Origin of the sequence: Streptomyces sp. NPDC059009, assembly GCF_042740175.1 — a bacterium.
Taxonomy (GTDB): Bacteria; Actinomycetota; Actinomycetes; order Streptomycetales; family Streptomycetaceae; genus Streptomyces.
The window spans coordinates 190,257-213,389 of the sequence record NZ_JBHYJB010000007.1; the positions used below are offsets into that span (position 1 = coordinate 190,257).

Below are 23,133 nucleotides of genomic sequence, written 5' to 3' on the forward strand. Positions count from 1 at the left end.
TCAGATGAAGTTGAGCGCGGCCGCGCCGCCCACTCCCCCGAGCAGCATGAACACGGGCATCAGGACCTTCAGCTCGATCCAGCTCCCGGCCCGGAACCGCATCGCCTTCGGCGGGCCGACCGGATACCAGCGCTTCCGGCCGATGGGGATGGGCCACAGGATCGGGCAGCCGGACACCGTGAGCGCGTCCCCGATGTCGTGCACCAGGGCGCCGAGGATGATCGGCAGGCCCAGCCACAGGTACTCCTGGCCCGGCTCGGTGAACAGCCAGCCCGAGCCGTTGCCCGGCTGGTCCAGGACGCCCGCAAGGATCCAGGCGCTCGTCGCCGCGAGCAGCCAGACCAGCACGTCGCTGCTCGATCCGCGGGCGGCCCGCCAGAGCAGGCCCTCGATGGCGAGCACCATGTGCACGAAGAGGATCGCGAGGACCGCCCAGCGACCGCCGAATATCGCCAGCGCCGAGGTGCCCGCGCCGATGAGGACCGCCCACAGCCAGGTGTGGGTGAGCGTGCGGTGCCCGCCGTTGCGCCGGGGGTCGCCCTGCTTGCGCGTCGCCTTGTAGACCGCGTGCGACAGGGTGTCGACGATCTCGCAGAGTCCTCGGGAGACCGGTCCGAAGGCCCGCGAGATGGTCGCGGACTTGTGGTCGAGGTCGGGCGCGAGCGCCGCGCCCGCGCAGATCAGGGCGCCGACGAGGAGCACCGGCCAGGGCATCGTGTGCCCCGCGGCCGCCGCGGCCGCGCCCACCCCCAGCCAGGCCGCCGCTCCCGACAGTGAGTGTGCCGGACCCATCATGGTTGTTCCCCGCCCCATTTCCGCCTAGCTGACGCCCTGTTGGCCCCACAGCGTAGCGTTCGTGATCTTCGTTCCGACGTCCGGTTCCCTGATCGGGTGGGAAGGAAGGCAAGATGGGGGTGTGACCCTTATCGATCAGCTGCCGCCGGACGCCGACCCCGATGCCCTCTTCGAAGCCTTCTCGTCGTGGGCCGAGGACCAGGGGATCACTCTCTACCCGGCCCAGGAGGAGGCGCTGATCGAGGTGGTCTCCGGGGCGAATGTGATCTTGTCCACCCCGACGGGCTCCGGAAAGAGCCTGGTCGCGGCGGGCGCGCACTTCACCGCCCTGGCCCAGGACAAGGTCACCTTCTACACCGCTCCCATCAAGGCCCTGGTGTCGGAGAAGTTCTTCGACCTGTGCAAGCTCTTCGGCACGGAGAACGTCGGGATGCTCACCGGCGACGCCTCCGTCAACGCCGACGCCCCCGTGATCTGCTGCACCGCCGAGGTGCTCGCGTCCATCGCGCTGCGGGACGGCAAGGACGCCGACATCGGCCAGGTCGTCATGGACGAGTTCCACTTCTACGCGGAGCCGGATCGCGGCTGGGCCTGGCAGATCCCGCTGCTCGAGCTGCCGCAGGCGCAGTTCATCCTGATGTCGGCGACCCTCGGCGACGTCTCCATGTTCGAGAAGGACCTCACCCGCCGCACCGGGCGCCCCACGTCCGTGGTCCGCTCCGCGACGCGTCCGGTCCCCCTCTCGTACGAGTACCGGCTCACGCCGATCACCGAGACGCTCACCGAGCTCCTGGAGACCAAGCAGGCGCCCGTCTACATCGTGCACTTCACGCAGGCACAGGCCGTCGAGCGGGCCCAGTCGCTGATGAGCATCAACATGTGCACGCGCGCGGAGAAGGACCAGATCGCCGAGCTCATCGGCAACTTCCGCTTCACCACCAAGTTCGGCCGCAACCTGTCGCGTTACGTCCGGCACGGGATCGGCGTGCACCACGCGGGCATGCTGCCCAAGTACCGGCGCCTGGTGGAGAAGCTGGCCCAGGCGGGCCTGTTGAAGGTCATCTGCGGCACGGACACCCTCGGCGTCGGCGTCAACGTCCCCATCCGCACGGTGCTGTTCACCGCCCTGACGAAGTACGACGGCAACCGCGTACGCACGCTGCGCGCGCGGGAGTTCCACCAGATCGCAGGGCGCGCCGGACGGGCGGGCTTCGACACGGCGGGCTTCGTCGTGGCGCAGGCCCCCGAGCACGTCATCGAGAACGAGAAGGCGCTCGCCAAGGCGGGCGACGACGCGAAGAAGCGCCGCAAGGTCGTGCGCAAGAAGGCACCCGAGGGATTCGTCGGCTGGACCGAGAACACCTTCGAGAAGCTCATCGCGTCCGAGCCGGAGCCGCTGACGTCGCGCTTCCGGGTCACGCACACGATGCTCCTGTCCGTGATCGCCCGTCCCGGCAACGCCTTCGAGGCGATGCGCCGTCTGCTCGAGGACAACCACGAGCCGCGCAAGCAGCAGCTGCGGCACATCCGGCGGGCCATCGCCATCTACCGCTCGCTGCTCGACGGCGGCGTCGTGGAGAAGCTCGACGAGCCGGACGCCACCGGTCGCATCGTGCGCCTCACGGTCGATCTGCAGCAGGACTTCGCGCTCAACCAGCCCCTGTCGACGTTCGCCCTCGCGGCCTTCGAACTCCTCGACCCGGAGTCCCCCTCGTACGCGCTGGACATGGTCTCCGTCGTCGAGTCCACCCTCGACGACCCCCGCCAGATCCTGGCCGCCCAGCAGAACAAGGCACGCGGCGAGGCCGTGGCCCAGATGAAGGCGGACGGCGTCGAGTACGAGGACCGGATGGAGCGCCTCCAGGACATCGAGTACCCGAAGCCCCTGGAAGAGGTGCTGTACCACGCGTACAACACCTACCGCACCAGCCACCCGTGGGTCGGCGACCACCCGCTCTCCCCGAAGTCCGTCATCCGCGACATGTACGAACGGGCGCTGTCCTTCACCGAGTTCACGTCCTTCTACGAGCTCGCCCGCACCGAGGGCATCGTGCTGCGCTACCTCGCGAGCGCGTACAAGGCCCTGGAGCACACCATTCCGGACGACCTCAAGTCCGAGGACCTCGAGGACCTCATCGCCTGGCTCGGCGAGATGGTCCGCCAGGTCGACTCCAGCCTCCTCGACGAGTGGGAGCAGCTCGCCAACCCGGAGGTCATGACGGCCGAGGAGGCCCAGGAGAAGGCCGACCAGGTCAAGCCCGTCACGTCGAACTCCCGCGCCTTCCGCGTCCTCGTCCGCAACGCCCTCTTCCGCCGCGTCGAGCTCGCCGCCCTCGACCACGTGGAGGAGCTCGGCGAGATGGACGCCGACTCCGGCTGGGACGCGGACACCTGGGGCGACGCCATGGACAAGTACTGGGACGAGTACGACGACCTCGGCACCGGGCCCGACGCGCGCGGACCCAAGCTGTTGCTCATCGAGGAGGATCCCGAGCACGGCCTGTGGCGCGTCCGGCAGACCTTTGCCGACCCCAACGGCGACCATGACTGGGGCATCAGCGCCGAGGTCGATCTCGCGGCCTCCGACGAGGAGGGCCGCGCCGTCGTCCGGGTGACCGACGTCGGCCAGCTCTGAGGGCCCCGAGCATCCCCGTGCCATGGACAGGAGTCGTGGAGACGCCATGAACAACCCCGCCGACCGCCTGGTCGATCTGCTGGACCTGGAACAGATCGAGGTCAACATCTTCCGCGGCCGCAGCCCGCAGGAGTCGCTGCAGCGGGTGTTCGGCGGGCAGGTCGCCGGGCAGGCGCTGGTGGCGGCGGGCCGCACCACGGAGGGCGACCGCCCGGTGCACTCGCTGCACGCGTACTTCCTGCGGCCCGGGCGGCCCGGCGTCCCCATCGTGTACCAGGTGGAGCGGGTCCGTGACGGGCGCTCCTTCACCACGCGCCGCGTCACGGCGGTCCAGCAAGGGCGGACCATCTTCAACCTGACCGCCTCCTTCCATCAGCCCGAACCGGGCGCTTTCGAACACCAATTGCCGCCGCGCATCGACGCTCCCGACCCGGAGTCGCTGCCGACGGTCGCCGAGGAGATCAAGGAGCATCTGGGCGCGCTCCCCGAGCAGTTGGAGCGCATGGCCCGACGCCAGCCCTTCGACATCCGGTATGTGGACCGGCTGCGCTGGACGCCTGAAGAGGTCAAGGACGCCGAGCCGCGCAGCGCCGTGTGGATGCGTGCCGTGGGCCCGCTGGGCGACGATCCGCTGGTGCACACCTGCGCGCTCACCTACGCCAGCGACATGACGCTCCTCGACGCCGTTCGGATCCCGGTGGAGCCTCTGTGGGGGCCCCGGGGCTTCGACATGGCCTCGTTGGACCACGCGATGTGGTTCCACCGCCCGTTCCGCGCCGACGAATGGTTCCTCTACGACCAGGAGTCCCCCATCGCCACCGGCGGCCGGGGGCTTGCCCGGGGGCGCATCTATGACACCGAGGGGCGCCTGCTCGTCTCGGTCGTCCAGGAGGGGCTCTTCAGGGCACTGTAGTCGCAGGCGGGTACGGGCAGTTCGGGACCGGGAGGCATCGTGCGGCAAGTCGGCGTGGCACAGCGGCGGGCGCGTCTCGCCCATCGGCATCGGCTCACTCCGGACTCCCGGGCGGACGACCCGGTCGAGGTGGCCCGCTCCATGGTGGCGCTGCACAGCACCGACCCGTCGTCGGTGTACGTGGGCGCCTGGGCGCGCATGCGCGACGGCAGGGTGGCCGACGTCGAGCGGGCGCTGTACGAGGACCGGTCGCTGATCCGTCTGTTGGGGATGCGCCGCACCGTCTTCGTCACGTCCCTCGATGTGGCGCCCGCCCTCCAGGCGGCCTGCTCGCGGGCGGTTGCCGCGCGGGAGCGCCGCCGCCTTCTCGGGCTGCTCGCCGAGTCCGGGGTCGCCGCGGACCCGGCCGGGGTGCAGGACTGGCTGGAACAGGCGGAGTCCGTGGCGGAGCGCAGCCTCAAGGAGCGCGGCGAGGCCACGGCGGCAGAGCTCGCGAGCGACGATCCACGGCTGAGCACCGAGGTCGTCCTGTCCCGGGGCAAGAGCTATGAGGGTCGCCAGAAGGTGGCCAGCAGGCTGCTGTTCCTCATGGCCGCCGAGGCCCGCGCGGTGCGGGGTCGGCCGCGCGGCTCGTGGACCTCGCACCAGTACCGCTGGGCTCCCCTGACGGGCTGGTTCCCCGACGGGCTCGCGGACTGGGACACCCAGGAGGCCGAGACGGAGCTGGCGCGCCGCTGGCTGCGTACCTTCGGGCCGGCCACTGCGGACGATCTGCGCTGGTGGGCCGGGTGGACCAAGACCCAGGTGAAGCGCGTGCTGGGTGAACTGGGGCCGGTCGAGGTCGACTTGGACGGCACCGTCGGCCTGCTGCTGCCCGACGACCTCGACGAGACGCCCGAACCCGAGCCGTGGGCCGCGCTGTTGCCCGCTCTCGACCCCACTCCCATGGGCTGGCACGAGCGCGACTGGTTCCTCGGCGAGCACGGCCCTCGCCTCTTCGACCGGGCCGGGAACATCGGCCCGTCCCTGTGGTGGGACGGACGGATCGTGGGCGGCTGGGCCCAGGATCGTGACGGCGAGATCGTCTGCCGATTCCTGGAGGACGTGGGCAGGGATGCCGAGGCCGCGGTCGCCGCCGAGGCGGGGCGACTCGCCCCGCGTCTGGCGGGTGTGCGGCTCACGGCGCGGGCACGGGGCCGCACCTGGCTCGAAGAGGAATTGGCGGGCTGACGAGGGCGGGCAGGACATCAATGTCTGCTCCCTTCTTGTTCCTTGAGACACCCCGGTGATCCGGGAGACACTCCGGTGATCCGAGTTGCTGGAGGGTGCAATGGACAACGACAGGGACCGCTTGCTCGCCGAGGCCGTGCGCCTCCGCAAAGAGGGCCGTCACGAAAGGGCGAGGACCCGGCTCCATGCGCTCTCCGAGCGCTTCCCGGCCGACGCCGAGATCGCCTACCAGACCGCGTGGGTCCACGACGCGCTCGGCCTGGAGGCGGAGGCGGTTCCGCATTACGTTCGCGCCCTGGAGAAGCCCGGTCTGTCAGCCGACGACCGCAAGGGAGCGCTGCTCGGTCTGGGCAGCACCTATCGGACCCTGGGCCGCTATCCGCAGGCGGTCGCGACCTTGACCGACGCGGCGGCGGAATTCCCCGACGACGCGGCGCTCAAGACCTTCCTGGCCATGGCCTTCTACAACGTCGGCCGCCACCACGAAGCCATGGAGCTGCTCCTGAAGCTTCTGACGGTGACGAGCCAGGACCCGGGCATCGCCGCGTATCGGCCGGCCATCGAGCACTACGCCAAGGATCTCGACGCGACGGACTAGGACCGCCTCCGGCGGAGCCAGGTCAGCAGACCGCGCTCCTGCGCTCGTGCGTGCTCCGGCTCCGGTTGCTCCGGCTCGATCCCACGCTTCGATCCCAGCCCCTGCTGCCGCTCGGGCTTCTGCTGCAGCACCGTCCCCGCCCCGGGCCGCGGCGCCGGATGTCCCATCCGGGCCTCGTCCAACGCGATGACCAGGGTCGCCCGCAGCCAGCGGATCTCATCCGGGTCGTCGGCCGTGGTGATCGTCTCGATCAGCCGCGCGGCGGGCGAGTCCGGGGAGGTCGGGGATGCCTGGCCCTGCGGCTCGGGCCGGAGCCTGCGCAGATAGGCCCGTTCATAAGGGTCCTTGACGAGCTCGGCGATCTGCACCGGGTCGAGCTGGGATGCCGCGGCGGCCGCACGCTCCCACGCGTCCGCCGCCTGCCGCAGCAGGAAACTCGCGTGCCGCCCCCGCCAGTTGCGGGCTCGCGCGTCACCGCCGGCCTCCAGACGGGACCTGATCGACTCCGGTGCGCGGCCGGTCAGCAGCTCGGCGTTGGCCTCGTCCGCCGCGAACTCCCGCAATGCGTCCGCGTGGTAGAGCCAGACCACCGCCCGGTAGCGGTTGAGGTAGAACTTCAATGGGGTCAGCAGGCCCGCGCGGGCGAGCCGGGAGAAGCGTGCCGTCGTGATGGACAGAAGTTCCGCACCCTCGGCGGTCCCCACCGCTCTGATGCTCCTTCGCCACTCGTCCGGATACCCGTCGGTGGCGTGCACCCGCTCGATCTCGTCCCGGGTGACGCGGCGCGGTCCGCCTGCCGGGTCCCGCACCGTGTGGATCCGCTCCAGCATCACGGCGAGCTCGACCTCGCCGCGCTTCAGGCCCAGTTCGCGCGCCGCGCGGCTGCGTGAGACCGAGGTCCGCAGGGACTCCGCCGTGCTGTTCGTCGTGCTGGTCAGGCCCGACTGGGCCATGGTGTCGCCGGTCATGGCTGTTCTCCCCCGTGAGGCACTTTTGCTCTCGGGAAAAACCGTAGCTCGATCACCCCCACGCTCGCTGAGCCTGTGGATAACTCCGCTGACGTCGGCGTTCTAGCAGGTCAGAGGTCTACGACCGGCGTGCGCTCCGGGTGCCGGGCGCCCACGCCGAGGTGTTCGCCGACGCGATTGACGAGCAGCGTCATCTCGTAGGCGACCTGGCCCATGTCGGCCTCGGCCGTGCTGAGCACGCACAGACAGCTGCCGTCGCCCGCCGCGGTCACGAACAGCACCGCGTCATCGAACTCGATCATCGTCTGGCGGACGTTGCCCGCGCCGAAGTGCCGTCCGGAGCCCTTGGCGAGGCTGTGCAGCCCCGACGAGACGGCCGCCAGGTGCTCGGCGTCCTCGCGCTTGAGCTCCGAACTCGCACCCGTCACCAGACCGTCGTTGGAGAGCACCAGCGCGTGCTGTACGTGTTCCATGCGCCGGGTCAGGTCGTCCAACAGCCAGCCGAGCCCCGTGTTCTGCCCCATGTTCCCGTCTCCCCGCTTCCGCTTCCCCGTTCCCCCTGACCGGAGGACTTGACCTGCCAGCCTTCCCCACCTCCGACGAACCGGCAAGCATGATGGGGACATGGCACAGAAGATGACCGACGACGAATGGCGCGCCTTCGTCTCCCACGGCACCCGCACCGGCAAGCTCTCGACCGTCCGGGCCGACGGCAGCCCGCACATCGCCCCCATCTGGTTTCTGCTCGACGGCGACGACATCGTGTTCAACACGGGCAAGGACACGGTGAAGGGCCGGAACCTGGCGCGCGACGGCCGTGTCGCGCTGTGCGTGGACGACGACGCGCCGCCCTTCGCCTTCGTCGTGCTGCAGGGCCGCGCCGAACTCATCGAGGACCTCGACCAGGTGCGGGACTGGGCGGGGCGGATCGGCGCGCGCTACATGGGCGAGGACCGCGCCGAGGAGTTCGGCGCACGCAACGGCGTGCCCGGTGAACTGCTGGTGCGCGTACGCATCGGCAAGGTGCTCGCGCAGGCCGCGGTCGCCGGCTGACCCCGGCGGCCCGAGGCGACCGGGGTCAGCCGACGGAGTCGAGGAGCCGGGCGGTGTGCATCCGCCCGGCGTACTCGACGAGCCGGATCAGCACCTCCTTTCCGGAATCGCGGTCGCGGGCGTCGCACAGCACCACCGGGGTCCCACGGTCGAGGTCCAGGGCCTGGGACACCTCGTGTGCTCCGTACGTACGCGCGTTCGCGAAGCAGTTGACGGCGACCACGAACGGGATGCGCCGGTGCTCGAAGTAGTCCACGGCGGGGAAGCAGTCCTCGAGCCGTCGGGTGTCCGCGAGGACGACGGCTCCGAGCGCGCCCTGGGACAACTCGTCCCACAGGAACCAGAAGCGGTCCTGTCCCGGCGTACCGAAGAGGTACAGGGACAGGCCCGCCCGGATGGTGATGCGGCCGAAGTCCATGGCGACCGTCGTCGTGGTCTTGCGGTCGACCCCCGCGGTGTCGTCCACGGACTGGCCCGCCTCGCTGAGGAGTTCCTCGGTGCGCAGCGGGCGGATCTCGCTGACCGAGCCGACGAGGGTGGTCTTGCCCACCCCGAAGCCGCCGGCGACCAGAATCTTCAGCGCCATGGCGGCGGGCTCGCCGTCGGTGGCGTCAGAGCGCTCGAAGCCCATCGATCACTTCTCTCAGGATCTTTTCGTCCGGTAGTTGAGCAGGGGGCACCGGACGGCTGATGCGTACGCGGCGCAGTTCGAGAAGGTCGCCCAGGAGCACCCTGACCACCCCCACCGGCAGGTCGGCGCCGGCGGCGAGCTCCGCCACCGACTGGGTCTCGGCGCGGCAGAGTTCGAGGAGCGACCAGTGTTCGGGACCCAGGGCCGTATCGTCGCCGCCCGGGGTGCGGGCGTCGAGAGCGACGAGCGCGATCAGGTCAAATCGCACGCCGCTCGGGCCCGGCCTGGTGCGGCCGCCCGTCATGGCGTACGGGCGGACCAGGGGGCCCGCCTCGCTGTCGTACCACTGGCTGCCGGGCTGCCGTGGCCCGGCGTCGCCGTCGTTCTCGGTCATCTGCCTCGACCGCCCCGGGTCATCCGACGGCCGGTGGCTGTGCGGCGCAGCGCGGCGCGGTGTAGAGGTGCTCGCCGACCCGCTTGACGAGACGGGCCATTTCGTAGGCGACGAGGCCGATGTCGGCCGTCACGGAGGTGAGGACGGCGAGGCAGGAGCCGTCACCCGCGGCGGCCACGAAGAGGAAACCTTCATCCATCTCTACGAGTGTCTGGCGTACTCCGCCCGCCCCGAAGTGGCGTCCGGCACCCTTGGCGAGGCTGTGGAATCCGGAGGCGACGGCGGCCAGGTGTTCGGCGTCCTCGCGGGTGAGGGCCGTGGAAGCGCCGACGGCGAGGCCGTCGTTGGAGAGCACCACCGCGTGGCGCACCTCGGTGACGCGCAGCACCAAGTCATCGAGGAGCCAGTCGAGTTCGCCGGACCGCCGGGCGGTGCTGCTCGGGTCCTGGATCATGCGGGGTCTCCTTCGCTGTCGCTTCGCGGTGCGGGCCTCGCGGGGTCCGGGACCGCGCCGACGATGCCGGGGCGGCGGCCGCCGCCCCGGGCCCAGCCGTCCCGATAGGCGGTCATGCGGTCCCGTGCCTGTTCGGGGCTGCGCTCGTCGTCGGGCCGGGGGTGGGCGGCCTGGGGCGCCGACTGCGCTTGTGATGCCCGCAGTTGGGGAGCGAGGCTGGCCTGCCGCACGCGGCGGGGGAGCTCGCCGGAGGGGGTCTCCTCGGACCCGTTCGCCGTGTCCGGTGGGGGCGTCGTGGGCCGGGGCGTGGTGGCTGGGGCAGGTGGTGCGGGGGCGTCGTCACGGCGCGGCTGATGGCGGTGCGACTCATGGCCTTGCGCCTCGTGCCGTTGCGGCTCGTCGCGGTGCGGTCGCAGGGCGGTCACGCCCGGCGGGGTCGGCTCCGGTGCCGGGGTGGAGGCGGCGAGGGCGGGGCGGGACGGCGGTGCCGGGACGGGGTGGTGGCCGTTCCTGGGCGGCGTGGCCGGTCCGGGTACGCGCGCGTGCTGGACTGCCGCGTCATGGGAGTGCTCCGGAGTGGTGGGCCGCTGGGGCGGGGCGGTCTGCAGCAGCGGGGTGGGCAGGAGGATCACGGCGGTGGTGCCGCCGTACGGGGAGGTGCGCAGGCGCACCTTGATGCCGTGCCGGTTGGCGAGCCTGCTCACCACGAAGAGGCCGAGTTGGTCGCTGTCGAACAGGTCGAGGGCCTCGGACTGTTCGATGCGCCGGTTGGCGCCGGCGAGGGCGTCCGCGCCCATGCCCAGGCCGCGGTCCTCGACTTCGAGGGCGTAGCCGTTGCCGACGGGCTCGCCGCTGACGCGCACCTTCGTGTGGGGCGGTGAGAACTGGGCGGCGTTCTCCACGACTTCGGCGAGCAGGTGGGTGAGGTCGGCGACGGCCGCGCCCTTGATGGCCGCTTCGGGGAGGTGGCGTACCTCCACGCGCGCGTAGTCCTCGATCTCGGAGACCGCGGCGCGCACGACGTTCGTGAGCGAGACGGGCTTGCGCCAGGCGCGGCCGGGGGCGGCTCCGGAGAGGATGATCAGGCTCTCGGCGTGGCGCCTCATCCGGGTGGTGAGGTGGTCGAGGCGGAAGAGGTCGCTCAGCTCGTTCGGGTCCTCGGCGCGGCGCTCCATGCCGTCCAGGAGGCCGAGTTGGCGATGGACGAGCACCTGACTCCTGCGGGCGAGGTTGACGAAGACCCCGGAGATGCCGCTGGCCAGCTCGGCGCGCTCGATCGCGGCCCGGAGCGCCGCCCGGTGCACGGTGGTGAGGGCTTCGGAGACCTGGCCGGTCTCGTCCTCGGCGGGCGGTCCCGGTGGCGCTTCGGCGTGGATGTCGAGCTCTTCGCCCGCCCGCAACCGCCGCATGGCGCCCGGGAGTTTGCGGCGCGCGATCTCCAGGGCGCTGTTGCGCAGGCTGATGAGCTCCACGACGAGGCCGCGGCCGATGCGTACGGAGATGAGCAGGGAGGCGGACACGGCGACGAGTCCCAGGAGGACGGCGGCGCCCGCCGGGGTGAGTACGCCGCGTGTGAGCGGGTCGGCCCGGTCGGCGGCGGAGCGTGCGGCGTCCTGCTCGATGCCGCGCCTGCCGTCGCTCACCGCCGTGTACGCGGCGTTCCATGTGGCGGCGGGGGCGGCGTCGAGCGCCTTGCGGCCGGGTGCGGCCATCAGGACCTTGTCCTCGACGGCACGAAGGTCGGCATAGGCGCTTCCCCGCTCGACGGTGCGCCAGGCGCCCCGTTCGGGGTTCTGGAGGTCCGCGGTGGCCGCCTCGGTCAGGGTGCGCCGGGTGTCGGCGGTCGCGGTGAACCGGCGCAGCCGCTCGCCGTCGAGCTTCCCGGCGAGCCGGGCGCCGGCGAGCACCGCGTCCTCGCGTGCCAGCATTTCGCCCGAGCGGGAGAATTCCAGCAACACGCGCGCGTTGGAGCCGCGTTCGGCGTCGTCGATGCCGGTGAGGGAGCCGTTGACTCCGAAGGCGGTCGTGATCGTCCTGGTGTACTGCCCATAGGCCGTGTCCCAGCCGGTGCTGCGGTCGAGTACCGCGGTGCGCAGTGTCCGCAGTCGCGCGGCCTCCGCGACGAATGTCTCCAGACGCGCGGTGGCCTCGGTGGGCAGCCCCGCGCCCGCGGCGACGGTGTCGTGGTCGCCGAGGCGCAGTTTCGCCACGGCCCGGTCGGTGCGCGTGGCAGCGAGTCTGAGCTGCTCGGCCCGGCCGGGGGCGGGTCGGGTGGCCTGGGCGACGGCGGCGGTGCGTTCGGCCTGGAGGGCGGTCACGGCGGCGCCTGTGGGCGTGCGTATGCCGGTCTCGACGCGCTGCAGCCGCTGCAGCCGCGCGACGTCCTGGGCGGTGCTGACGGTCGCGTAGGCCCAGAGCGAGAGCAGCGAGACGATAGGCACCATCAGCAGGCAGACGATCTTGGCCCGGACCGTGCGGGGGCGCAGCCGCCATCGTCCCGCGCGCGTGGGTGTGTCGGCCGGGTCCCCGGTACGGGGCGTGGCTCCGGTGAAGGGAGCGTTCGCTTCGTCGTGTTCGTCGGCGGGCGGACCCGCGTGGGCGCGGCGGCCGCGCGGCAGCTCGGTCATCGAACGGCGCTCTCGACCGGGCGCTGCGCCGACACGGATGCCTCGTGCTCCCCCGCCGTCGGCGAGAGTGCGACGAACGCCAAGGTCAGGAAGAGGTATGCCCCGAGGCCGACGGCGAGGGGGAAGATGAACTGCATCGTCGTGGCTCCGGGAAGCACTGCACCGGAGGGGGTGACGCGCACCCTCACCGCCATCATTCCGGTGTAGTGCATGCTGCTCACCGCTCCGCCCATGACGAGTGAGGCGACGGCCACCGCGAGCGGCGACTTGATGTTCAGGCCCGCCCAGAGGGCGGCGGTCGCGGCGACGACGGCGATCACCACGGAGAGCCCGACGAGGACGGGGTCGTAGCTGACCTCTCCGTGCAGCCGGAGCGCGGCCATGCCCAGGTAGTGCATGCTCGCGACGCCGAGCCCGGTGGTGAGCCCGCCGAGCACCAGCGCACGACCGCGCTCGCGGCTGTGGGCGACCACGAAGACTCCGGCTCCGACGACGGCCATCGCGACGAGGAGGCTCAGGATCGTCAGCGGAACGTTGTAGTGGATCTCTGTGCCGCTGACGCCGAAGCCGAGCATGGCAACGAAGTGCATCGTCCAGATGCCGGTGCCGATCGCCGAGGCCGCGGTGAGCAGCCAGTTGCGGCGCGCGCGGCCCGTAGCGGCCAGGGCGCGGACGGTGCAGCGCAGGCCGAGTGCGGCGCCGATGCAGGCCATCACGTACGACAGCACGGGGGTCAGCCAGCCGAAGGTGGCGTGGTCCAGGTGTCCCATGGCTCCGGGACGCTAGTCCGAGGAGGGGCGCACAACGGGGGCGCATTTCGAAAGCTGTTGGAATATGACGCGGAAATGTTCCTGAACGATCGCGTCACGCTCGAACGTGTGCGCCGCACGCTCGTGCGGATCCGTGCGGGATCATGGGTCGCATGAGCGACGACCACACGAAGGTGCAGGAGTTCTTCGGGGCCCGTGCCGCCGACTGGGACAGCAGGTTCCCCGACGACGGCCCGGCCTACCGCGCGGCCGCGGCCGGCCTCGGGCTGCGGCCCGGCGACCGCGTGCTCGACGCGGGCTGCGGCACCGGGCGCGCCCTGCCCGCGCTCAGGGAGGTCGTGGGGCCCTCCGGAGCCGTCCTGGGCGCCGACCTGACACCCGCCATGCTGCAGGCGGCCCAGCGGGCGGGCAGGGAGCGTCACGGACAGCTGCTGCTCGCCGACGTGGCGCACCTGCCGCTGCGCTCGGAGTCCCTGGACGCCGTGTTCGCCGCGGGCCTCATCGCCCATCTGCCCCAACCGGCCGAGAATCTGCGCGAGTTGAGGCGGGTGACACGCCCGGGCGGCGTCCTCGCGCTGTTCCACCCCATCGGCCGGGCCGCCCTTGCCGCACGACAGGGCCGTCAGATCACGCCCGGCGACCTGCGCGCGGAGGCCAACCTTGGGCCGCTCCTGGCCGGTTCGGGCTGGCGCATGACCTCGTACGTCGACGAGGACGCGCGCTTCCTGGCCCTCGCCGTGCGTCAGGACTGAGCAGGACGGGGCGTCACCGCGCCCCGACGACCGCGGCCGCGAAGGCCCCGGGGTTGTCGAACATGATGTTGTGCCCGGCGTCCGGGACGGTCAGCACCGTGGCGCCGGACGCCACCAGGCCGTCCCTGTCCGCGAGTTCGCCGCTGCGGGCGCCCTGGAGGTAGACCCGGTCCACCGAGAGGCCCATGAGCATGTGGCGCATGGTGGGCCGGGTGGCGGCGACGAGTCCGACGGCGCTGCGGTGCAGGGCGCACGGGTCGGCGAGGCGCATGGTCGCGGCCCATGTGGGGCCCACCTTCTCCAGCACGCGCGCGTGGCCGCCTCCGGCGACGAATTCCTCTTCTCCGTAGGCGGCGATGCCGCTGCTGCCCGCTGTCGGCGCCGGGTTCGGGTCGAGGTTGGCTTCGGCGAGGACCAGGCGCGCGACGAGGTCGGGGCGCCGGTGGGCGCAGACGATGGCGACGGAGCCGCCCATGCTGTGCCCGACGATCTCCGCTCCGCGCACCCCGGCCGTATCCAGGGCCGCCGCGAGCGCGTCGGCGTGGTCCTCCAGCGTGTAGCCGAAATCCGCCGGGCGGTCGCTGATGCCGTGGCCCGGCAGGTCCACGAAGAGCGAGCGGCGGCCGGTCAGTTCGGGCCGGGCGGCGATATGGGCGTGGTACACGGCTGACGTCGCACCGAGCCCGTGGACATACACGCGCGCGGGTCCGGCCCCCTCGGTCTCCGTCCACCGGATGTGACTGCCCTGCCCGTCGAACTGCGCCTGCCGCATCGTCGTCCCTCCCTCTTCCGCCCCACACGAGATGAGCACCGAGGCGTCCACGGCTCCGGTTCCGAGCGCCACAATACATCGCCACCGAGGTACTTCGTGCTCGATGTACACCGTTGATGGGGCAGAATGCGCGCATGCTCGAACTGGCCATCCTGGGTTTCCTGTACGACGCGCCGCTGCACGGCTACGAACTGCGGCGGCGCATCACCGCGCTGACCGGGCATGTGCGGCCCGTGGCCGAGAGCACGCTCTACCCGGCCATCAAGCGCCTGGAGAAGGCGGATCTGCTCGCCCGCGAGACCCGGCCGGGCGCGGGAGCCGCCCCCCGGCACATGCTCACGCTCACCGCCGAGGGCAGGCGCGAGCTGCGGCGGCGGCTCGCCGAGCCCGCGCAGGGCGACATCACCGACGAGAACCGCTGGTTCACGGTCCTGGCGTTCCTGCGGCATCTCGACGACAAGGAGGCGCAGGCCACGGTGTTGCGGCGGCGCCTCGCCTTCCTCGAGGAGCCCGCGAGCTTCTTCTACGACGACGAGCGGCCGCTGCGCGCCGAGGATCTCGACGACCCGTTCCGCCAGGGCATCCTCACCATTGCCCGCGCCACCAGCCGGGCCGAACTCGCCTGGCTGCGTGAGACGTTGAAGACCCTGTCCTCAATCGCCGGTGCCGACGGGCGGCGCCCCTGAGGCGTCCGGCGGGCGCCCCACCGGGCAGCCGCGTACGCCTGGCACGGGGCGGGTGCCGAGGTCGACGACCCGGTAGCCGTCGCGGTAGCCCTTGATCTCGGGGTTCTGCCGGGCGTAGTGCGGCTTCGCCCGCGGGGGCAGCAGACGCACCGCGCGGCCCCGCAGTCGCACCCCGCCGCGGACCAGGGAGCGGGTGCGGGCGCCCGGCGGCTCGTACCGGAAGGCGCGCAGCAGGGAGTCGTCGAGCAGTGCCAGGATCGCCGTGCGCAGCACGGGGGCGAGCGGGCTCGGGTACCAGGAGCCCATCAGGTCCAGGGTGGCGTCGGAGACCTTGCGCGCGCCCTCGTCCCAAGCGAAGTGCGCCTCTTCGTAGGAGTCGAGACAGTCCTCGAACTCCTCGTAGGAGCCGGGGATCTCCTTGATGCCCATGTGCTGGCCGAGGGTGCGGTAGTAGACGGCTGAGGCGACGGCCTCGTGGCGGGACAGGCGCCGCCACGCATAGGTGTCGATCCACCTCTTCGGAGTCACGACGAACGTGGAGAGCACGTAGCGCATGTCTTCATTGCTGATGTCGTAACTGCGGTGCATCTGGTTGATGCGGCGGATCGCCGTACGCCCCTCGTCGCTGCCGAAGCCCTTCTCGACGACGGCGTCCAGGAGAAGCGCGGTGTCGTCGTAGCGCTTCTGCGTGCGGTCGGTCAGCTCGGCCGTCTGCGCCAGGAGACGGCCGATGCTCGGGACGGCATACGTTCGGTAGAGGGCGAGCTCCAGAGAACGGGTGAAGTCCCAGGGGAACTCGTAGGCCGCGCTGAGCCGGTAGATCGTCAGGAAGTCCTTCTCCGGGTCCAGGCGCCGGATCTGCGCGAGCCGCTCGTAACGCTTCACCGCTCGGTCCCCTTTCTGCCACCGAGGAACCAACTCTAGTTTGGAAAGGGGATATTGAGCGATCATGAGCCGCAGTCGAACCGGGGGAAGGTGTCCGAGAAATGTTCCACAAGATCCGTAAGGTCTTCCGCGCCCAGCAGCCGGCGCCGTCGGCGCCCAAGCGCGCACACAACCTCTTCGAGGCCGCCTCGGCCTATGTGGCGGCCTGCGCCGACGACGACCAGGAAGGCATCGAGGAAGCCAGGGGGTGGGTGTCTCCGGAGGCGCTGTCGTTCGGCGTCAGCGAGCTCGCGTGCCGCGCCGTCATCGCCCTCGCCCGGGAGCGCGACGAGTCCCCGAACGACGTGGCGCGTAGCCTCCTCGGCCTGCCTGCCGCGTGACGTCGGTGTGCGTGGGGTCGGGGCACTCCAGGGCAACGCTCGACGCGATGCCCGTCTCCTCGGCGTGCGCGAGCCGCTCACGGACCTCTCGCGGGGTGCGGGGCCGGTAGCCGGGGCCGCCGCAGCAGCCCTGGCGGAAGCGCACACCGGCCGTGAGGACCACTGCGAGGGCACGCCAGGCCGCGGTGTCGCGACGCTTGGGCACGGCGAGGGCGGAGCCCGCGTTCAGCAACTGGCCGCCGCACTGCGGGCAGATGTCGACGCGCACGCGTCCGTAGTCGGCCGCCTTCTTGAAGGATGCGCGGCACGGCAGACAGACGAAGTGCGAACTGGCTCTGGGCATGGGGGGCATCGTAGGTGGCGAACAGGCGGCCCTACGAGCGATTTTCCTGGTCATCCACCCTCGACGAGGCCAGTTACCAGTGGTTAGGGTGCGCCGACGGATGAACTTGGGGAGGCTGGCATGGCCGGGACGGACGACGCTGTCGCCGCCGAGGACGACGCGCTGTACGTACTGACGGCGGTGCTCCTGACGCCTGCCAAGTTTCCCGCGGTGCTCGGCGACGACTACCCCGAGGCGTGTGCGGCGCTGGCGCTCGCGCCGCTCGCGAGCGGGTACGGCCTGGTGCTCGGCCAGGACGGCGCCGGGGCGCGGTGGACGGTCGTCGTCGACGACGTCTCACTCGTCGCCGTGGCCATCGCCTCCTGGGACTGCGGCATGGAGTACGACCTGTCGCCCGACGAGCGCACCGTGGTCGCCGCGCTGCCGGGCTGGCCGCTCGCCGTCGCGGTCGCTGCGCCCGGAGTGCCCGCCCCGCACGATCCGCAGCCGGACCCCGAGTATGTGGATCAGGCGCCCCTAGCGCCCCCGGAGGCCGACACCTGGGGTCCCGCCCAACGGCGCCTCGGCGCCGATGAGATAGCCCTCCAGTGGGCGCTGTGGCGCGAGCAGATCGACGACGCCGACTTCACGACGGAGGACTCCACGGAGAGCTCCGAAGAGGCGGCTGAGGACGCGGGGGCTCACCCCCCGTCTTCGGAGGAGGAGCGTTCCGCGGATGCGGAAGCGGATGCAGATGCAGATGCAGATGCAGATGCGGAAGCGAATGCGGAGGAGTCGGCGGGCGAAGGCTCGGCGTCCGAATCCGGCGCCGTCGAAGAACCGTTGACCGGTGTACGGCGTGCGCTCGCGGAAGCCCGTGCCTACGTGGACACCCCGCCGCCGCTCGGCAGGGTGCGTTCCTCCTTCGCCTCGGGGGACGCGCGCACGCTGCGGGCCGACGGCCCTGGCTGGTCCATGGTCGCCAGGACCGACGACATCGCGTTCGTGCTCCTGGACGAAGAGCCCGGTGAGGTGCTGCCGGTGGGGCGCGGGCGGGATCTGCCCGCGCTCTTGGAGGCGCTCGACAAGATGGCCGTGCGGCCCGCCTGACGTTCCGTCCCGAGTCGCTGTTCCAGGTCATCACCCGGTGGTTCAGCGGGCGGCGTCGGGGTCGACGAGGAAGGCGGCCATGGCCGTGTCGGAGTCCGAGTGCGCGCACAGCGCCGCCAGTTCGGCCCGCCAGGCGTCCGGCCACCCCGTGGCCCTGCCGCCCGCGCGGACCAGCGTGACGGCCAGTGCTCCGGACGGTGCGGTGCCTCGCTCCCTGAGCATGCGGGCGGCCTGCAGGAGCGCCTCCCGCGCGCGTGGGCCGGGCACGTGCAGGTAGGGGTCCCGCCCCGCCGCGAGCCGCTCGGGGCGCTCCTCGACCAGGGCCAGCAGCCGCTCCCAGCGCCGCACGTCGTGCTCTCCATGGTGTATGGCGGTCAGGGCGGTCTCCCAGGTCAGCCGGGCCGCCTCGGGCAGCAGGCCCGCGCGCCGCAGGCTCAGGCCCAGCGCGTCGGCGATGGGCAGCGACGAGGCAGGTCCCCCTTGGACGCGCAGGCTGTCGGGGAGTGCCGCGAGGCGGCGCAGCGCGTCCGCAGCGACCTGTCGGTCCGCCGCGCCGCCGCGTGCGGCCAGCTCGTCGAAGACCCGCTGCAGGACGGCGGCCGTGACCGGGCCCCGTGGGAACCAGACCAGTTGCCGGGCCGCCGCGTCCCACACCCGGCGGGTCCGCCGCTGATCGACCGCGAGGTCGGCGACGGCATTCATCGCCGCTTCCGAGTCGTAGGTGAGCCAGGAGGGCAGCACGCCGCAGGCAGCCGCCGCGGTGTCGTCGTCGCCGTCCTTGGCCAGGTGGGTGAGGAAGTCCCGGTAGGCCCGCGCGGCGGAGTCGGGAACGGCTCCCCCACGCGCGTGGAGGACCGCTTCCCGTACGGCGGGTTCATGGGCCTGTCGCACGAGACGGTCGGCGACATCGGAGCGCGTGATGCGGGGGACGAGGAGACGCGCCACCACCGCACGCACGTCGCGGTGCTGCCCGGGCGCGTCCCATGCGGCCAACAGGGCGTCGAAGGCGGCCTCTTCGTGGAGCACACCCAGAGCGCGGACGGCTTCCTTGCGCGTGCCGACGGGCGCGTCCGTCCTGCGGGCCACGGGCCCGAGGAGCCGCACCGCCTCCTGGTCGGTGAGGTCCTCCAGGAGGTGTCGTACGGAGGCCATGGCGGCGCGCCCGCGCACTCCGCCGCCGGCCGCGTGGCGCAGGAGGGCGTCGAGAAGTGGTCCGGCGGTGACGGGGGTGGTGGCAGTGTCGCCGGGTGCGCCCGCCGTGTCGCCGAGCGCCGCGAGCGCCGATGCCGCGACCGGCTGCGGTGCCGTGTCCGCGAGCGTCATCAGCAGCTCGGCGTCGCGCAGTTGGGCCGCCGCGTCGGCCCGGGTGTGCAGCGGGGCGAGCTCGTCGGTGGCCACGCGCGCGTGATGTTCGTCCCATGCCTGGCGCTGTGCGGGCAGCCAGCGCCCTCTGGCGGCGCGGGGCAGGTTCGGGGCCCAGGGGGTGGGCCGTGGGCGCGCCCGGCCCGTCAGGCCCGCAGGAGCCGCCGCCAGGACGGGCCCGAGGAGGTCCGTGCGGCGGGTGGCCACGGTGCGCAGCACGATCGGCGCCGCCGCGAACGAGGCGTCCGCGGCGATCAGTTCGGCGCAGCGCTGTTCTCTGAGCCGTGCGGGCGCCACCCAGGCCGCGGCGGCACGGGCCGCCAGCTGCGGGTCCTCGTGCCCCCAAGCCGTGTGCCGGACAAGGGCGTCCAGGTCCGGGATGTCGCTCAGCCAGGGGGCGAGCAACTCGGCGAAGGAGGTGGAGAGGTCGGGGCGTTCCCTGATCCGCGAGGGTGCGGCGTCCCAGGTGGCCCGTGCCGTTTCCGCGTCCGCACGAAGGGGGGTGACGGGTCCTCGGAATCGGGGGTCGGAGGTGATTTCGCACAGCAGTGCCGTCGCGCACGCGGCACGAGCGCGTTCGCCGCGTGCTGCCGCGCTCTGGGCGGTGCGGCGCAGCAGGCGTTCCGCGGCGGCGAGGGTGGGTGCGGTCGAGTCGCGGGACTGGACCGTGGTGAGTGCGACGTCGCGCAGGACACGCTCGGGAAGGGCCATGAGGAGCCGTGGCGGTGCGCTCGCCAGCTGACGCAGGGCGCTGTGGCGGACCTCGTCCTGGTCGTGCCAGGCCCGCTCGCAGTCGAGGGAGATCCGGGCGAATTCCGCCGGGTCACCGTGCAGTTCGGCGCAGGCGAGGAGGGCGGGCCAGGCCAGCTCTCGGTGGTGGCGCCGGTGGTGCTCGGTCTCTTCGCGCAGCAGGGGTTCGCCGTCGGCCAGTGGGAGCACCGTGGCGAGGCGGGTCATCGTCCACTCCTGGCGGGCCCAGCGCTTCACCCAGGGCCAGACGAGCTGCGCGCGGTCGGCGGGGGCGAGCGCCGTCAGGGTGCTGGTGGGCAGGCGCCGCACCCGGTGCACCCGGGCGGTGCGTTCTTCGATGAGCTGTCGGCGTTGCGGGGCGGGCAGGAGCATCAGCAGCCCGTCCGGGGCGACGTCGTGCCGTGTCCCGCCGATGGCGCGGGGGCCGACCGGGCAGCGCCGGGCCAGCTCCACCCGGTCGTCGAGGGGCAGCTCCTGGACCGCGCGCCGCACGGAGGGCGGCAAGGGGCCCGCGGGGAGCGGGAGTTCGCGTGCGGAACCGTCGGATTCGGCTGGGGCGGTGCGGAGGATCTCCAGCGCTTGCGCGGGTCGCCGCAGCACGGAGCGGGCGGCCCGCCGCGTGAGCAGGTCGGGGCCGCGCTCCAGGAGCAGGAGACCGGCTCTCGGGTCGCGCTCGGCTGCGAGGCTCGCGACGGCCTGGTGGCGGCGCCGGAAGCGGTGGCGGTCGCGGTGCTCACGGCCGGGTCGGCGGCGGGTGAGCGTCTCGGCCACGGCTGCGGGCGCGGTGCGGGCGAGGGTGTTGAGCACGCCATGGCTGGGCTCGATGCGGGCCAGCCAGTCCGTGACCGTCTGTTCGGGGCAGGCGGGCAGGAGCAGGGCGGCGTCGCGGGCGCCGAACCGCTCGTACACGAGGGGCAGCAGGCGGGCCGCGAGCGGGCGTCGGCGGCTGAGCCTCAGGATGCGGTAGGTCTCCCGGCGTGCCGCACCGCTGTCGCTCAACGCGAGGCGTTCCAGGGCTTGTTCCGGAACGGGGAGCCTGCGGGCGGCGGACAGGGCCCGGCGGCGCAGGAGCGGGTCGGTCAGTGCGGCCGCGACCGCCTCGAGGTCGCGGCGGGCGACGGCGAGGAAGAGCGCGGTGTGCCGCTCGTCGGGGCTACCGTCGTCCAGTGCGCCGTGAAGGGTGGCGTACGCGGCCGGGGTGAGCGTGCGGGCGTAGCGCGCGAGGGCCGTCATGCGGGCCGGGAAGGGCAGCGAGTCGAAGTGGGCGCTCAGCCAGGCCGCGGTCAGGGGCGCGGGGGCGGCGGGCTGGGCTCCGGAGGACGGCGTACGGGACGCCTCGTGTGTGGCCATCAGCGATCACCGTGGGATCGCCGGGCCTCCTTTCGGAAGGTCATGGACGTCATGGTCACGCCCCCGCGATCGTCACCGCAACAGGTTTTACGGGAGGGCGCGTCCTCCCCCACTCGACCTGGAGCGTCGGCCCTGTGCGGTGGCCGGTGCGGGAGGGGGCCGGGTGCAGGGCTCGCCCCGAGCCGGGACCGGCTCGGGGACGCTCCTCAGCGGCCGAGCTCCTTGCGCGTGACACGGCGCAGCCTGCGGCGCTGCGCGGGGTCGAGGGTGAGATAGGCCGCCGCGGGGACACCGACGATGATCAGGAAGGCGGCCCACCAGGGCAGCCAGATCAGCAGGATGAGCCCGGCGGCCACGCCTCCTGCGGCGATCTTCGCGTTCTTCGACATGTGCGTCGCCTCCTTCGCGGCGGTTGCCGCTCTCTGTCTTGGGAAAACGGCCCCGGGCCGCCCCCGGTTCCGGAAGGCGACCCTGATGAAGCCCTGAGAAATATCCCCTACTCGACCCTGAGGGGCTCGCCCACCTCGTACATGTGGCGCAGCACCTGCCGGTACGAGTCGACGAATCCGGTCTCCGCGTACGGCATACCCAGCCGCGCGCAGTGGGCGCGCACCAGCGGCTGGGCGCGGCGGAGGTGGGGGCGGGGCATGCTGGGGAACAGGTGATGTTCGATCTGGTAGTTGAGTCCGCCGAGGAACCAGTCGGTCACCGCGCCGCCCCGGACATTGCGGGAGGTCAGCACCTGGCGGCTGAGGTGGCCCCAGCGCTCGCCGTCGGAGTCGGTCATCTCCATGCCCTTGTGGTTGGGGGCGAAGGCAAGTCCCAGATGGAGGCCGAACAGTACCTGGTGGAGGGCGAAGAAGACGAGGGCGTGGCCGAGGGGCATGGCGGTGAACAGGAGCGCGGCGTAGCCGACGAGGTGTGCCACCAGGAGCAGCCCCTCCAGGGCTCGTTCACGGGGGGCCTGACGGCGCAGGTCCTGGAAGCCGTAGACCTTCATGGCCAGGCCCTGGAGCAGCGTCAGGGGGAAGAACAGCCATGCCTGGTTGCGGGTGAGCCAGCGCTGGAAGCCCGCTCGGGCCTTGGCGTGACGGCTGGAGAACACCACGACGCCGGGCCGCACGTCGGGGTCCTTCTCCAGGTGGTTGGGGTTGGCGTGGTGGCGGTTGTGCTTGTCGTTCCACCAGGACGCGCTCATGCCCAGGAGGAGGTTGCCGTGGATCAGTCCGAGGGCGCGGCCGGCCTTGCGGTTGCCGGTTATCTGGGAGTGGCCGGCGTCGTGGCCGATGAACGCGGTGCGGGCGCAGAGCACGGAGAGGACGGGGGCGAGGAGCAGCACCCACCAGGATCCGCCGAGGAGGAACATGCCGGTCACCACGGCGGCCAGGGCGAGGGTGTTGAGGGCGACGCTGCGCGCGTACCAGGCGGTGCGGCGGTCCAGGAGCCCCTGTTCCTTGACCGTGCGCAGGAGCGGCGCGAAGTCGCTGCCTCCAGGAGGCCGTCCGACGGGGGCCGGGACGGTGCCCGGGCGTTCGGGGGCTACTGCGGTGGCCTGCGGCATGGTGGTGTCTCCGGTCTCCCTGTGTACGGCCTGACCTGAGAAAACGTACGGATATGTGACCTTGGGCGACCATGGCGCCACCACCCGTGTCCAGCAGGGGTCCGCCCCCGTGCGGCGGTGGTGCTGGGTACACCC

General features: G+C 72.1%; 22 protein-coding genes. 9 read left to right on the forward strand and 13 right to left on the reverse strand.

Translation table 11 applies throughout. The features are described from left to right. Positions 1-795: a metal-dependent hydrolase gene (locus tag ACFWYM_RS09545; RefSeq protein WP_384832594.1), complete on the reverse strand. Its 795-nt coding sequence runs from the start codon at positions 793-795 to the stop codon at positions 1-3. A 61-nt stretch (positions 796-856) separates the two neighbouring features. Here ACFWYM_RS09545 and ACFWYM_RS09550 point away from each other — a divergent pair, with 61 nt between their 5' ends. From ACFWYM_RS09550 to ACFWYM_RS09565, 4 genes are all read left to right on the forward strand, one after another. After that, a complete protein-coding gene (locus tag ACFWYM_RS09550; RefSeq protein WP_384832597.1) occupies positions 857-3,430 on the forward strand; it encodes a DEAD/DEAH box helicase in 2,574 nt (857 codons plus the stop codon). A 46-nt stretch (positions 3,431-3,476) separates the two neighbouring features. Continuing rightward, entirely contained in the window at positions 3,477-4,343 is an 867-nt protein-coding gene (locus tag ACFWYM_RS09555; RefSeq protein WP_384832600.1) for an acyl-CoA thioesterase, read from the forward strand. A 39-nt stretch (positions 4,344-4,382) separates the two neighbouring features. Next, positions 4,383-5,573 carry a winged helix DNA-binding domain-containing protein gene (locus ACFWYM_RS09560; RefSeq protein ID WP_384832603.1) on the forward strand — a complete coding sequence of 397 codons (1,191 nt, stop codon included), beginning with the start codon at positions 4,383-4,385 and terminating at the stop codon, positions 5,571-5,573. A 100-nt stretch (positions 5,574-5,673) separates the two neighbouring features. Then, on the forward strand, positions 5,674-6,171 hold the full coding sequence (locus tag ACFWYM_RS09565; protein ID WP_384832606.1) for a tetratricopeptide repeat protein: 498 nt from the start codon (positions 5,674-5,676) through the stop codon (positions 6,169-6,171). On the opposite strand, the gene ACFWYM_RS09570 is transcribed toward ACFWYM_RS09565, so the two are convergent. Both ACFWYM_RS09570 and ACFWYM_RS09575 read right to left on the reverse strand, forming a co-directional pair. After that, a complete protein-coding gene (locus tag ACFWYM_RS09570) occupies positions 6,168-7,139 on the reverse strand; it encodes a DUF6397 family protein (protein ID WP_384832609.1) in 972 nt (323 codons plus the stop codon). The two genes, ACFWYM_RS09565 and ACFWYM_RS09570, sit on opposite strands and share 4 nt — an antisense overlap. Positions 7,140-7,249: 110 nt before the next feature. Then, on the reverse strand, positions 7,250-7,663 hold the full coding sequence (locus ACFWYM_RS09575) for a roadblock/LC7 domain-containing protein (RefSeq protein WP_384832611.1): 414 nt from the start codon (positions 7,661-7,663) through the stop codon (positions 7,250-7,252). 100 nt (positions 7,664-7,763) lie between these two features. Between ACFWYM_RS09575 and ACFWYM_RS09580 the strand changes: the two genes are divergently transcribed. Beyond that, entirely contained in the window at positions 7,764-8,192 is a 429-nt protein-coding gene (locus ACFWYM_RS09580) for a PPOX class F420-dependent oxidoreductase (protein WP_384832614.1), read from the forward strand. A 25-nt stretch (positions 8,193-8,217) separates the two neighbouring features. On the opposite strand, the gene ACFWYM_RS09585 is transcribed toward ACFWYM_RS09580, so the two are convergent. From ACFWYM_RS09585 to ACFWYM_RS09605, 5 genes are read right to left on the reverse strand one after another with little or no spacing between them, the layout of a single operon-like run. Further along, positions 8,218-8,823, reverse strand: coding sequence for an ATP/GTP-binding protein (locus ACFWYM_RS09585; protein WP_384832617.1), 606 nt, complete (start codon positions 8,821-8,823; stop codon positions 8,218-8,220). Further along, positions 8,804-9,217 (reverse strand): DUF742 domain-containing protein, encoded by a 414-nt coding sequence (locus ACFWYM_RS09590; RefSeq protein ID WP_384832620.1) that lies wholly within the window; start codon positions 9,215-9,217, stop codon positions 8,804-8,806. The genes ACFWYM_RS09585 and ACFWYM_RS09590 overlap by 20 nt, the downstream gene beginning before the upstream one ends. Before the next feature lie 19 nt (positions 9,218-9,236). Further along, positions 9,237-9,671 (reverse strand): roadblock/LC7 domain-containing protein, encoded by a 435-nt coding sequence (locus tag ACFWYM_RS09595; protein ID WP_384832623.1) that lies wholly within the window; start codon positions 9,669-9,671, stop codon positions 9,237-9,239. Further along, positions 9,668-12,298 carry a nitrate- and nitrite sensing domain-containing protein gene (locus ACFWYM_RS09600; RefSeq protein ID WP_384832626.1) on the reverse strand — a complete coding sequence of 877 codons (2,631 nt, stop codon included), beginning with the start codon at positions 12,296-12,298 and terminating at the stop codon, positions 9,668-9,670. The genes ACFWYM_RS09595 and ACFWYM_RS09600 overlap by 4 nt, the downstream gene beginning before the upstream one ends. Further along, complete coding sequence (locus ACFWYM_RS09605) at positions 12,295-13,068, reverse strand: MHYT domain-containing protein (protein WP_384832629.1); 774 nt, start codon at positions 13,066-13,068, stop codon at positions 12,295-12,297. The genes ACFWYM_RS09600 and ACFWYM_RS09605 overlap by 4 nt, the downstream gene beginning before the upstream one ends. A gap of 152 nt (positions 13,069-13,220) precedes the next feature. Between ACFWYM_RS09605 and ACFWYM_RS09610 the strand changes: the two genes are divergently transcribed. After that, positions 13,221-13,820, forward strand: a complete 600-nt coding sequence (locus tag ACFWYM_RS09610; protein WP_384832632.1) for a class I SAM-dependent methyltransferase — start codon at positions 13,221-13,223, stop codon at positions 13,818-13,820. 13 nt (positions 13,821-13,833) lie between these two features. Here the strand turns inward: ACFWYM_RS09610 and ACFWYM_RS09615 are convergent, their stop codons facing one another. Further along, entirely contained in the window at positions 13,834-14,592 is a 759-nt protein-coding gene (locus ACFWYM_RS09615) for an alpha/beta fold hydrolase (RefSeq protein ID WP_384832635.1), read from the reverse strand. Positions 14,593-14,726: 134 nt separating this feature from the next. Here ACFWYM_RS09615 and ACFWYM_RS09620 point away from each other — a divergent pair, with 134 nt between their 5' ends. Beyond that, positions 14,727-15,278 carry a PadR family transcriptional regulator gene (locus ACFWYM_RS09620; protein ID WP_384832638.1) on the forward strand — a complete coding sequence of 184 codons (552 nt, stop codon included), beginning with the start codon at positions 14,727-14,729 and terminating at the stop codon, positions 15,276-15,278. On the opposite strand, the gene ACFWYM_RS09625 is transcribed toward ACFWYM_RS09620, so the two are convergent. Continuing rightward, positions 15,246-16,163, reverse strand: coding sequence for an oxygenase MpaB family protein (locus ACFWYM_RS09625; RefSeq protein ID WP_384832641.1), 918 nt, complete (start codon positions 16,161-16,163; stop codon positions 15,246-15,248). The genes ACFWYM_RS09620 and ACFWYM_RS09625 overlap by 33 nt on opposite strands. A 101-nt stretch (positions 16,164-16,264) precedes the next feature. Here ACFWYM_RS09625 and ACFWYM_RS09630 point away from each other — a divergent pair, with 101 nt between their 5' ends. Both ACFWYM_RS09630 and ACFWYM_RS09635 read left to right on the forward strand, forming a co-directional pair. Continuing rightward, the gene (locus tag ACFWYM_RS09630; protein ID WP_384832644.1) at positions 16,265-16,543 is read left to right on the forward strand and encodes a hypothetical protein; all 279 of its coding nucleotides are present in this window, start codon (positions 16,265-16,267) and stop codon (positions 16,541-16,543) included. A 463-nt stretch (positions 16,544-17,006) separates the two neighbouring features. Then, positions 17,007-17,975: a hypothetical protein gene (locus ACFWYM_RS09635; protein ID WP_384832646.1), complete on the forward strand. Its 969-nt coding sequence runs from the start codon at positions 17,007-17,009 to the stop codon at positions 17,973-17,975. A 42-nt stretch (positions 17,976-18,017) separates the two neighbouring features. On the opposite strand, the gene ACFWYM_RS09640 is transcribed toward ACFWYM_RS09635, so the two are convergent. The 3 genes from ACFWYM_RS09640 to ACFWYM_RS09650 form a co-directional block, all read right to left on the reverse strand. After that, complete coding sequence (locus ACFWYM_RS09640; protein ID WP_384832649.1) at positions 18,018-21,437, reverse strand: hypothetical protein; 3,420 nt, start codon at positions 21,435-21,437, stop codon at positions 18,018-18,020. A gap of 206 nt (positions 21,438-21,643) precedes the next feature. Then, positions 21,644-21,826: a hypothetical protein gene (locus ACFWYM_RS09645; RefSeq protein ID WP_384832652.1), complete on the reverse strand. Its 183-nt coding sequence runs from the start codon at positions 21,824-21,826 to the stop codon at positions 21,644-21,646. Between the two features lie 107 nt (positions 21,827-21,933). Beyond that, positions 21,934-22,998, reverse strand: a complete 1,065-nt coding sequence (locus ACFWYM_RS09650) for a fatty acid desaturase family protein (RefSeq protein WP_384832655.1) — start codon at positions 22,996-22,998, stop codon at positions 21,934-21,936. Positions 22,999-23,133: the final 135 nt, after the last annotated feature.

What these genes read in the sequence shown, in the direction of transcription:
- ACFWYM_RS09620 (WP_384832638.1), top strand. Translation starts at nt 14,727, where the DNA reads ATGCTCGAACTGGCCATCCTGGGTTTCCTGTACGACGCGCCGCTGCAC.
- ACFWYM_RS09545 (WP_384832594.1), bottom strand. Translation starts at nt 795, where the DNA reads ATGATGGGTCCGGCACACTCACTGTCGGGAGCGGCGGCCTGGCTGGGG.
- ACFWYM_RS09645 (WP_384832652.1), bottom strand. Translation starts at nt 21,826, where the DNA reads ATGTCGAAGAACGCGAAGATCGCCGCAGGAGGCGTGGCCGCCGGGCTC.
- ACFWYM_RS09570 (WP_384832609.1), bottom strand. Translation starts at nt 7,139, where the DNA reads ATGACCGGCGACACCATGGCCCAGTCGGGCCTGACCAGCACGACGAAC.
- ACFWYM_RS09555 (WP_384832600.1), top strand. Translation starts at nt 3,477, where the DNA reads ATGAACAACCCCGCCGACCGCCTGGTCGATCTGCTGGACCTGGAACAG.
- ACFWYM_RS09575 (WP_384832611.1), bottom strand. Translation starts at nt 7,663, where the DNA reads ATGGGGCAGAACACGGGGCTCGGCTGGCTGTTGGACGACCTGACCCGG.
- ACFWYM_RS09600 (WP_384832626.1), bottom strand. Translation starts at nt 12,298, where the DNA reads ATGACCGAGCTGCCGCGCGGCCGCCGCGCCCACGCGGGTCCGCCCGCC.
- ACFWYM_RS09615 (WP_384832635.1), bottom strand. Translation starts at nt 14,592, where the DNA reads ATGCGGCAGGCGCAGTTCGACGGGCAGGGCAGTCACATCCGGTGGACG.
- ACFWYM_RS09595 (WP_384832623.1), bottom strand. Translation starts at nt 9,671, where the DNA reads ATGATCCAGGACCCGAGCAGCACCGCCCGGCGGTCCGGCGAACTCGAC.
- ACFWYM_RS09590 (WP_384832620.1), bottom strand. Translation starts at nt 9,217, where the DNA reads ATGACCGAGAACGACGGCGACGCCGGGCCACGGCAGCCCGGCAGCCAG.
- ACFWYM_RS09605 (WP_384832629.1), bottom strand. Translation starts at nt 13,068, where the DNA reads ATGGGACACCTGGACCACGCCACCTTCGGCTGGCTGACCCCCGTGCTG.
- ACFWYM_RS09565 (WP_384832606.1), top strand. Translation starts at nt 5,674, where the DNA reads ATGGACAACGACAGGGACCGCTTGCTCGCCGAGGCCGTGCGCCTCCGC.
- ACFWYM_RS09650 (WP_384832655.1), bottom strand. Translation starts at nt 22,998, where the DNA reads ATGCCGCAGGCCACCGCAGTAGCCCCCGAACGCCCGGGCACCGTCCCG.
- ACFWYM_RS09640 (WP_384832649.1), bottom strand. Translation starts at nt 21,437, where the DNA reads ATGGCCACACACGAGGCGTCCCGTACGCCGTCCTCCGGAGCCCAGCCC.
- ACFWYM_RS09635 (WP_384832646.1), top strand. Translation starts at nt 17,007, where the DNA reads ATGGCCGGGACGGACGACGCTGTCGCCGCCGAGGACGACGCGCTGTAC.
- ACFWYM_RS09630 (WP_384832644.1), top strand. Translation starts at nt 16,265, where the DNA reads ATGTTCCACAAGATCCGTAAGGTCTTCCGCGCCCAGCAGCCGGCGCCG.
- ACFWYM_RS09610 (WP_384832632.1), top strand. Translation starts at nt 13,221, where the DNA reads ATGAGCGACGACCACACGAAGGTGCAGGAGTTCTTCGGGGCCCGTGCC.
- ACFWYM_RS09585 (WP_384832617.1), bottom strand. Translation starts at nt 8,823, where the DNA reads ATGGGCTTCGAGCGCTCTGACGCCACCGACGGCGAGCCCGCCGCCATG.
- ACFWYM_RS09580 (WP_384832614.1), top strand. Translation starts at nt 7,764, where the DNA reads ATGGCACAGAAGATGACCGACGACGAATGGCGCGCCTTCGTCTCCCAC.